This is a genomic window from Blastococcus sp. SYSU D00813, assembly GCF_054050735.1.
In genome coordinates this window covers 108,870-117,629 of record NZ_JBJGZX010000014.1, presented here as the reverse complement: position 1 = coordinate 117,629, position 8,760 = coordinate 108,870, and the positions used below count along the sequence as shown (strand labels likewise).

General features: G+C 74.7%; 8 protein-coding genes. 2 read left to right on the top strand and 6 right to left on the bottom strand.

Features of this window, described 5'->3' with window-relative positions:
• The first annotated feature begins 206 nt into the window (after positions 1-206).
• Positions 207-1,871: a fibronectin type III domain-containing protein gene (locus ACI8AX_RS12370; protein WP_456550116.1), complete on the top strand. Its 1,665-nt coding sequence runs from the start codon at positions 207-209 to the stop codon at positions 1,869-1,871.
• A 123-nt stretch (positions 1,872-1,994) separates the two neighbouring features.
• Here the strand turns inward: ACI8AX_RS12370 and ACI8AX_RS12365 are convergent, their stop codons facing one another.
• Both ACI8AX_RS12365 and ACI8AX_RS12360 read right to left on the bottom strand, forming a co-directional pair.
• A complete protein-coding gene (locus tag ACI8AX_RS12365; RefSeq protein ID WP_456550115.1) occupies positions 1,995-3,401 on the bottom strand; it encodes a cytochrome P450 in 1,407 nt (468 codons plus the stop codon).
• A gap of 77 nt (positions 3,402-3,478) precedes the next feature.
• Positions 3,479-4,879, bottom strand: a complete 1,401-nt coding sequence (locus tag ACI8AX_RS12360) for a cytochrome P450 (RefSeq protein ID WP_456550114.1) — start codon at positions 4,877-4,879, stop codon at positions 3,479-3,481.
• Positions 4,880-5,108: 229 nt separating this feature from the next.
• On the opposite strand from ACI8AX_RS12360, the gene ACI8AX_RS12355 reads away from it, so the two are divergent.
• Positions 5,109-5,537, top strand: coding sequence for an ATP-binding protein (locus ACI8AX_RS12355; RefSeq protein WP_456550113.1), 429 nt, complete (start codon positions 5,109-5,111; stop codon positions 5,535-5,537).
• 16 nt (positions 5,538-5,553) lie between these two features.
• On the opposite strand, the gene ACI8AX_RS12350 is transcribed toward ACI8AX_RS12355, so the two are convergent.
• The 4 genes from ACI8AX_RS12350 to ACI8AX_RS12335 all read right to left on the bottom strand — a co-directional run bounded on the left by ACI8AX_RS12350 (position 5,554) and on the right by ACI8AX_RS12335 (position 8,704).
• A complete protein-coding gene (locus ACI8AX_RS12350; RefSeq protein WP_456550112.1) occupies positions 5,554-5,772 on the bottom strand; it encodes a hypothetical protein in 219 nt (72 codons plus the stop codon).
• A gap of 225 nt (positions 5,773-5,997) precedes the next feature.
• On the bottom strand, positions 5,998-7,167 hold the full coding sequence (locus ACI8AX_RS12345; protein ID WP_456550111.1) for an acyl-CoA dehydrogenase family protein: 1,170 nt from the start codon (positions 7,165-7,167) through the stop codon (positions 5,998-6,000).
• A complete protein-coding gene (locus ACI8AX_RS12340) occupies positions 7,167-8,210 on the bottom strand; it encodes an acyl-CoA dehydrogenase family protein (RefSeq protein ID WP_456550110.1) in 1,044 nt (347 codons plus the stop codon). The genes ACI8AX_RS12345 and ACI8AX_RS12340 overlap by 1 nt, the downstream gene beginning before the upstream one ends.
• Positions 8,211-8,212: 2 nt before the next feature.
• Positions 8,213-8,704: a Zn-ribbon domain-containing OB-fold protein gene (locus tag ACI8AX_RS12335; protein WP_456550109.1), complete on the bottom strand. Its 492-nt coding sequence runs from the start codon at positions 8,702-8,704 to the stop codon at positions 8,213-8,215.
• Positions 8,705-8,760: the final 56 nt, after the last annotated feature.

Genomic DNA, 8,760 nt, shown 5'->3' with positions numbered 1-8,760 from the left:
GGGGCGGTGGCCGGGGCGCGGCCGCCGGCCGGCCCCCCCCCCCCCCCCCCCCCCCCCCCCCCCCCCCCCCCCCCCCCCCCCCCCCCGCCCCCCCCCCCCCCCACCCCCCGCCCGCGGCTGCCCGCCGGCTCGCGCTGCCGCGACGGTGATCGGTACGTGACCACACCCGCCGGACGGCGGACCCGACTCGCTACGGGAGACCCCTGATGAGCCATCGACGCGGGCGCGCGACCACCGTGACGCCTCCGGGACGACCGCACCGCCGGTACCGCCGGCTCCTGGTCCTGCTGACGGCGGCCCTCCTGCTGCCCGTGGGCGTGGCCACGTCGACGACCGCCTCGGCGGAGAACATCCAGCCCAACCCCGGGCAGCTGGTGCAGGCGGGTCCGGTCAGCGCGGTGCACGGCTTCCCCGCCTGGTACGAGGACAGCGCCGGGCGCCGGCTCGAACCCTGCGTCGACCACCAGAACCCGCTGTGCGACATCCCCGTGGACCACGTCCCCAACCCGTCGGCGCCGATGTCGTTCCCGGACAACTTCGCGTCGGAGGTCTTCTACCAGCTGGTCGCGGCCGACATCACGCTGCGCGGCGGCGGCACGGCCTCCCTCACCCTCGCCCTGGAGGGCGCCTGGATGAACGAGGTGGTCACCCCCGGCCAGCAGACGGTGTTCGCCCGCCTCCGGGTCGACGTCCGCGACGCCGCCGCGGGCGCGACCTTCACCTTCCAGCACCCGTTCGGGAAGCTGACCGTCACCACCGACGACCGTGGCCGCGGCCGGTACGTGGAGGACGTCACCCCGGCGCTGGGCAACTTCGACACCCCGCTCGCCGGCAACTTCGGCCCGTTCCTGCGCTGGCGGCCCGGCGTCCTCCCCAACCCGCCCGCCGGCTACGTCGGGGACCCCGCCGTCCTGCACCAGGTGACCGGCAGCCCGACCGGCTTCAACCGGTTCACGGCCTGGCAGGGCACGGTGCAGATGGGCACCACGGACATGTTCAGCGTCTCCGGGAAGATCGCGACGAACACCGGGCTGACCGTCGACATGGTCCGGGTCAACGGCGGCTTCCTCGACGTGTTCGCCACCTCCCGGGGCAGTCAGCTGGAGGTGGTGGGGCAGGAGGGTCGCTTCCCCGCCACCCCCATGGAGAAGGACCCCGGCAGCGACCGGTTCTACGCGCGCATCCCGCTGCAGGCCGGCGCCGCGCTGCCCACGGACGTCACCGTGCGCAACCCCGGTGACGACCCGGTCAGCACGCGGACGTACGCGATCAGCGGCCTGACCGTGACCCAGGCGGGCTACGACGGCACGAACCTGGTGGTGTCGGCGACCGCCATCGCCCCGGCCACCTACCCGCTGGAGGTCGTGGGCTTCAAGGACGCCACGGGCCAGCCGCTCAAGCTGACGTCCGCGGCCCCGCTGAGCATCCCCAGCGTGGCCCCGCCGGCCACCGTGACGGTCAAGGACGCCGCCGGGACCACGGCCACGCTGCCGGTGACGGTCACCGGGGGCCCGGCCAGCCCGGCCGGCACGTCCACCGGCGGCGGGGGCGGGACCACCCCCGACCCGGCCGGCGTGCCGGGTGCGCCCACCGGAGTCACCGCCACGCCGGGCGACGGACAGGCCAGCGTCACCTGGGCCGCGCCGGCGAGCACGGGCACGTCGCCGATCCTCCGGTACGTGGTGACCGCGACCGACCCGGCCACCGGCACCGTCGTCGTCCGGCTCAACGCCGACGCGGGGGCGCGCTCGACGGTGGTGCCGGACCTGGTCAACGGCGTCCGCGTCGTCATCCGGGTGCGCGCGGTCAACGCCGCCGGAGCCGGACCCGTGTCCGCGCCGGTGAGCGTCACCCCCGTGGCCGGCGCCTGATCGTCGTCCTCCCGGCGGTCCTCACCCCCCTGAGGGGACCGCCGGGAGGGCGGCCGCACAGGCCGGGGCCCCGTCACCAGTCGGTGACGGGGCCCCGGTCCGTGTGCTGGGGTGCGGTCGGGCTCAGCTCGGGAGCCGGGCGGCCTCCCGCTTGACGGTGACCGGCTCGGCCAGCCGCTGCTCGTCCACGACCTGCTGCAGCCGGTCGATCGTCTCGGCCAGCCCCGGCCCCAGGCGCGTGCCGGGGGTGAAGGTGGCCGGCAGGTGCTTGAGCCCGTTGATGACCCCGACGGTGTCGTAGTGCACCGCGCCGCCCGGCTCGCAGACGAAGTCCGGCATCCGGTCCAGCACCGCCTTCAGCATCGTCTTGAACGTCGCGCGGGCGACGTTGGAGCCGATGCAGCGGTGCACGCCCAGGCCGAAGCTGGCGTGCCGGTTGCCCTTGCGGTCCAGCTGGATCTCGTGCGGGTTCTCGAAGACCTTCGCGTCGCGGTTGGCCATCGCCCACGACAGCCACAGCCGGTCGCCCTCGCGGAACTGGACGCCGTGGATCTCCTCGTCCTTGGCCACGGTGCGGCCGTCACCCGGGGCGGGTGTGTAGAAGCGCAGGAACTCCTCGGTGGCGCTGTCGCGCAGCTCCTCCCACTCGCGGATGAGCCGCTGCCGCTGGTCGGGGTTCTCGCTCAGCCACTCCAGCGCGTGCGCCGTCAGTGCCGTCGTCGTGTCGAACCCACCGCCGATGAGCAGGCCGACGGCACCCATGACGGCCATGTCGTCGGGGCTCGTGCCCCCGATGTCGGCCTTGATCAGGGCGTCGACCAGACCGGGGCGCGGGTTGGCGCGGATGTCGGCGATGTAGCCGAACGACCGCATGCCCATCTCCAGCTGCTTCTGCTGGATGATCTCTGCCTCGGGCGTGCCGGGCTTCGTGTAGACCGCGGCGTGGACGGGCTCCACGTAGGTCTCGTAGTCGTTCATCGGGAAGCCCAGCATCGCCATGGTCAGCACCGCCGGGACGATGTTGGCGAGGTCGTCGACGAAGTCGATCCGCCCGGTCTCGATCACCTCGTCCAGCGACGCCCGGGTGATCTCGTCGATGACCGGCTGCCAGCGGGCGACGGCCGCCGGGGACAGGTACGGGTTCAGCGCGTTGCGGTAGTGCCGCTGCGCCGGCGGGTCCATGCCGAGGAACATGCCGCCGAGCCGGCCGGGCGGGCCGTACTGCCGCTGGCGGACCTCCAGCGGCGGCGGCGGGATCGAGATGCCCGTGTACTTCTCGCCCCCGCGCTCGTTGTACGGGTCGTCGTCGTTGGACAGCACGTCGGCGCGCCGGGCGGTGTCGAACAGCTCCTGGTTGCCGGTCACGAACCAGTAGCCGCCGTGGGTGTCGTTCCACGCGATCGGCTTGCTGGCGTGGAGCTCGTCGGCCAGCCGCTCGAACTCGGTCCGGTACTGGTCGCCGTGCCGGTCGAGCTCGATGCGCAGCTCGCTGCGCTGGTCTCCGGTCCGGACGGTGTCGTCGACGGTCATGCGGGATCTCCCAGATGGTGGGGCTGGTGGGCGGTGGGGGGTGGCCGCGGTCGCTCCGGGACGACGGCCGGGCGGGGTCAGGAGAGGCGGGCGGCCTCGCGCCTGACGGTCACCGGCTCGGCGAGCCGCTGCTCGTCGACGACCGCCTGCAGGCGGGCGATGGTCTCGGCCAGGCCCGGGCCCCGGCGCTCGCCGGGGGTGAAGGTGGCCGGCAGGTGCTTCATGCCGTTGATGACGCCGACGGTGTCGTAGTGCACGGCGCCGGCCGGGTCGCAGACGAAGTCCGGCATCCGGTCGAGGACCGCCCGGAGCATGGTCTTGAACGTCGCGCGGGCGACGTTGGACCCGATGCAGCGGTGGATGCCGAGACCGAAGCTGGCGTGCCGGTTGCCCTTGCGGTCCAGCTTGATCTCGTGCGGGTCCTCGAAGACGGTCGCGTCCCGGTTGGCCATCGCCCAGGACAGCCACAGCCGCTCCCCCTCGCGGAACCGGGCCCCGTGGACCTCGGCGTCCTGGGTGACGGTGCGGCCGTCACCGGGGGCCGGGGTGTAGAAGCGCAGGAACTCCTCGGTGGCGCTGTCGCGCAGCTCCTCCCACTCGCGGATGAGCCGCTCGCGCTGGTCGGGGTGCTCCGACAGCCACTCCAGCGAGTGCGCCGTGAGCGCCGTCGTGGTGTCGAACCCGCCGCCGATGAGCAGGGACACCGCGCCGAACACGTCGCTGTCCTCGGTCCGGCGGCCGGTGATCTCCGCCTTGAGCAGGCCGTCGACCAGCCCGGGCCGCGGGTTGGCGCGGATGTCGGCGATGTACCCGTAGGTGCGCACCGCCATCTGGATGCTCTGCTCGATCACCCGGTCCATCTCGGGGGTGTTCGGCTTCGTGTAGACCTGCGCGTGGACCGGCTCGACGTAGACCTCGTAGTCGGCCATCGGGAAGCCGAGCATCGCCATGGTCAGCACCGCCGGCACGATGTTGGCCAGGTCGTCGACGAAGTCGATCCGGCCCGTCTCGATGACCTCGTCGAGGGCCGCGCGGGTGATCTCGTCCAGCACCGGCTGCCACCGCGCCACGGCCGCCGGGGACAGGTAGGGGTTCAGCGCGTTGCGGTAGTGCCGCTGCACCGGCGGGTCGAGCAGCAGGAAGTTCCCGCCCAGCGACCCGGGCGGGCCGGCCATCGCCTTGGCCGACTCGGGGTTCATCGACGGGATGCTGATGCCCCGGTAGCCCTTGCGCTCGCCGTGCGGGTCGTTGTCGTTGGAGAGCAGGTCCGCCCGGCGCGCCGTGTCGAACAGCTGCTGGTTCCCGGAGACGAACCAGTAGCCGCCGTCGGTGTCGTTCCAGGCGATCGGCGCCGTGGCGTGCAGGTCGTCGGACAGGTGCTCGAAGTCGGTGCGGTAGGCGTCCCCGTGCCGCTCCAGCCGGATGACCCGCGGTGCCCGCTCCTCGACCGGTGGTGCGCTCGCCTCGTCGACGCTCACGGCTGCTCCTCCGCTCTGTGCGTCCGGCCCCCTGCGGGCGCGGACCGCGCCGTCCCGTGACGGCGTTCACAGTTCGATGGAAGAGTATCGATCGAAACGTCAGGAGCAAAGCCTTGCCCCGCCCGCGCCGCGCGTCTCGTCCGGTGGCGCGCCATCCGGCGGGGCGGGGTCGTGGGGGCCGCGACCGCCTGGCAGGCTGGGGACCCACGGCCGACGGGAGGGGGGCGGGATGGACATCGCGTTCACCGTGACCCTGCCGGTCGACACCGACAGCGTGCCGTTCGTCCGGGGCCTGTGCCGCCAGGCGCTCGAGCACCTGGGCATCCAGCGGTCGGTGGTCGACGAGGTCACGCTCGCACTCACCGAGGCGTGCGCGAACGTCGTCCAGCACAGCGGCGGGAAGGCCCGCTACGAGGTCGGCGTCTCGATCGACGACCGGCGGTGCCGCATCACGGTGTGGGACGACGGCGAGGGACTCGACCCCGACGCGGCGCCGGCGACGAGCAATGGCCGGGCGCGGGCCGACGGCGGGACCGGCCTGCTCCTCATGCAGGCGCTGGTCGACACGCTCGACTTCCGGCACGACCCCGACGGCCGGCACCGGGTGACGCTGGAGAAGCAGCTGTCCCACCGGCCGTCCCTGCGCCTGCTCGACTGAGCGGCCGGGGGGCGCGTCAGCGCGCGGGCCGCACGCCGATCTCGTCGAGCTCGAGCTGCGCGGCCAGCCGCGCGGCGCGGGCGGCGGCGTCGCGGGCGGCCGGGTCCGTGCCGGCGGCGCGCCGGCAGAGGGCGGTGAGCTGGCGGACCGTGACGCGACGCCAGGCCAGACGCCTGCGCTCCGCGTCGATCCCGGTGGCGGTCCCGCCGGTCAGCAGCTGCTGCGTCGTCGTCACGCGGTCCTCCTCCGACCCGTCGCCCGTCGACGGGGTCGTCTCCGGACGAAGATAGATCAGGATCTTTCGAAACGTCCAGTCCTGTGGGCCTCGAGCAGCACGATCGCACCAGCGCCAGCGCCCGGTCCTGCGCCCGGTCCTCGGCCGCGGACTCGGCGTCCCGGCCGGGTCCGCACCCCGGGGTCCGCGCCCGGGCCCGCGGCCGGTCGGCCGCGGGCCCGGCGCTCAGCCGAGCGGCCGGCTGCGCGGCAGACCGAGCCGCCGCTCGGCCACGATCTCCCGCTGCACCTCGCTGGTGCCGCCGTAGATGGTGCTGACCGGGGCCTTGCGGAACGCCCACTCGACCGCGCCGTGCAGGGGGCCGGCGTCGCCGCGCAGCAGCGCCTGCTCCCCCAGCAGGTCGGCCAGCACCGCGGTCCGCCGCTGCTCGGCCTCGCTGGAGAACAGCTTCTGCATCGAGCCCTCGACACCGGGCATCCCGCCGGTCGAGGCGACCCAGCGGACCCTGAGGCCGAGCAGCCGCGACACCTCGTCGTCGATCGCCAGCCGGGCCAGCTGCTCGGCGACCGTGGGGTCGGCCAGCAGCGGCTCGCCGTCGGCGCCGGTCTCCCCCGCCGCCCAGGCGGCCACCTGCTCGACGAGGGTGGGGCCGCCCGGCGCGACGGCGGTGCCCCGCTCGTGCACGAGCGCGACCCGCATGACGCCCCAGCCGCCGTCGACGTCCCCGATCCGCATCGTGTCGGGCACGCGGACGTCGGAGTAGAAGGTGGCGTTGGTCCGCTGGCCGCCCAGGGTGTGCACCGGCTGCACCTCCACGCCGGGGGCGTCGAGCCGGGCCAGGAACAGCGTGAGCCCCTTGTGCTTGGGCACCTCGGTGTTCGTGCGGGCCAGCAGGAACACGTGCGTGGCCTCGTGCGCGGTGCTGGTGAACATCTTCGAGCCGTTCACCACCCACTCGTCGCCGTCGCGGACCGCGCGCATGCGGGCGGCGGCCACGTCGGATCCCGAGCCGGGCTCGGTGTAGCCCAGCACGATGACCACCTCGCCGCGCAGCGCGGCGGGCACGATCTCCTGCTTGGCCTCCTCGGTGGCCACCGCCAGGATCGTGCGGGTCACCATCTCGGTGGTGACCCAGCCGTCCATCCGCAGGCCGCGGGCGCCGATCTCCTGGAACACCGCCAGCGCGTAGCCCGGGTCGACATCGGTGCCGCCGTACTCGGCCGGCCAGCCGGCGCCCAGCAGCCCCTGCCGCCCCAGCAGGGCGTGCAGCTCGGGGTTGTGGTGCGTGCCGGTGGCGTGCTCCAGCTCCGCCCAGGCCGGGTCGACGTGCTCGTCGGCCCAGGCGGTGGCCGCCTCGCGGAACCCGGCCAGCGAGTCGTGCTCGGTGAAGTCCATCAGGCCACCGCCTCCCCGGGGGCCGGCGCGGTGAACAGGTCCGCGGCCAGGGCGCGCAGCTCGTGCCGCGGGGCGCCCAGGGCCAGCGGCCACGCCTTCGCGCGCCGGTAGTACAGCTGGACGTCGTACTCGAGCGTGTAGCCGTAGCCGCCGTGGAAGTGCAGGCTCGCCGCCGCCGTCTCCTGGGCCACCTCGGCGGCGAGGAGCAGCGCCATCCGCGCGAGCGCGGCCGCCCGGGCGTCCCCGGTGTCGCGGGCCCACGCCGCCTCGTGCACCAGCAGCTCCGCGCCGTCCCCGGCGGTGGCCACGTCGGCCAGCCGGTGCTGCACGGTCTGGAACCAGGCGATCGGGACGCCGAAGGCGTGCCGCTCCTTGACGTAGTCGACGCCGATCCGCAGGGCCTCCTGGCGCAGGCCCTCGAGCGCGGCGGCGGTGAGCAGCCGCCACAGCGACACGGCGTCGGCGTGCGCGCGCCGCGCCTCGTCCCCGGTGGCGAGCACCCGCCGCCGCGACCAGGTCGCCGTCGTCACCTCCGCCAGCGCCGCGGAACCGAGGTTGGGCAGCAAAGGGGCCGCCGTCCCCTCCGGGCGCGACAGCGCCACCAGCTCGTCGCCGTCGAGGGCCACGACCACGCCGGCGGCGGCCGCGCCCGGCACCGGGCCGCCCGACCCGCCCCGCAGCGGCCGCGGCGCGAGCGCCGGCACGACCGACCCCTCGCCGACCGCGGCCAGCAGCTCCCGCCCCTCCGCGGAGCCGGCGAGCAGGTGCGCCGCCGCCCACGCCCCGGGCAGCTCGACCGGGGCGACCCGGCGGCCGGCCTCGACGGCCACGACGACCAGGTCGGCGACGGTCGCGCCGCCCCCGCCGAGCTCCTCGGCCACACCCATGGTGGGGACGCCGGACTGCACGAGCACCCGCCACAGCGCGGCGTCGTGCCCGGTCCCCTCGGCGGCGCGGACCCGCTCCGGCGAGGCCTCCTTCGCGAACAGCTCGGCGACCGACTCCCGCAGGTCGGCCTGGTCCGCGGAGAGGGAGAGGTCCACCGTCAGGCCACCGTCGCGGGCTGGTTCGCGACGTCGAGCGCGGCGTCCGCGTCGGCGTCGGCCGGGTCGGGCTCCGCGGCGTCGGCCCTGGCGAACCGGAAGACGGTCACGTCCTCGCCCGGGACGTCCTCGAACACGATCCGCAGCGGCATCCCGACGTACAGCTCCTCCGGCGCGATGTCGACCGTGTTCCCCAGCACGATGCAGCCGCGCGGCTCCTCGGCCAGCTTGGCCAGCACCACCGCGTAGGGGACCTCGGCGTTGAACGCGCCCGGCCCGCGGTGGACGAGGCTGAAGCTCCACACGGTCGCGTCGCGGCTGACCGGCGTCCACGTCTGGTTCTCCGACAGGCAGGAGCGGCAGGCCGGATAGGGCACCCAGTTGTAGTGGCCGCAGTCGTCGCACCTCGGCACGCGGAACTCCCCGGCCGCCAGCCCCTCCCAGAAGGGCTCGTTGCGGGGTTCGATCTGCGGCAGGGGCTTGAGGTAGGTCATCGTCGCTCTCCTCGCGGGGCGGGGCTGGTCGGTCGGGTCTGCGGGCGGCGGGAGCC

Excerpts from the sequence above, each read along its gene's own strand:
- ACI8AX_RS12345 (WP_456550111.1), bottom strand. The coding sequence starts at position 7,167 with ATGGACTTCACCGAGCACGACTCGCTGGCCGGGTTCCGCGAGGCGGCC.
- ACI8AX_RS12365 (WP_456550115.1), bottom strand. The coding sequence starts at position 3,401 with ATGACCGTCGACGACACCGTCCGGACCGGAGACCAGCGCAGCGAGCTG.
- ACI8AX_RS12370 (WP_456550116.1), top strand. The coding sequence starts at position 207 with ATGAGCCATCGACGCGGGCGCGCGACCACCGTGACGCCTCCGGGACGA.
- ACI8AX_RS12355 (WP_456550113.1), top strand. The coding sequence starts at position 5,109 with ATGGACATCGCGTTCACCGTGACCCTGCCGGTCGACACCGACAGCGTG.
- ACI8AX_RS12335 (WP_456550109.1), bottom strand. The coding sequence starts at position 8,704 with ATGACCTACCTCAAGCCCCTGCCGCAGATCGAACCCCGCAACGAGCCC.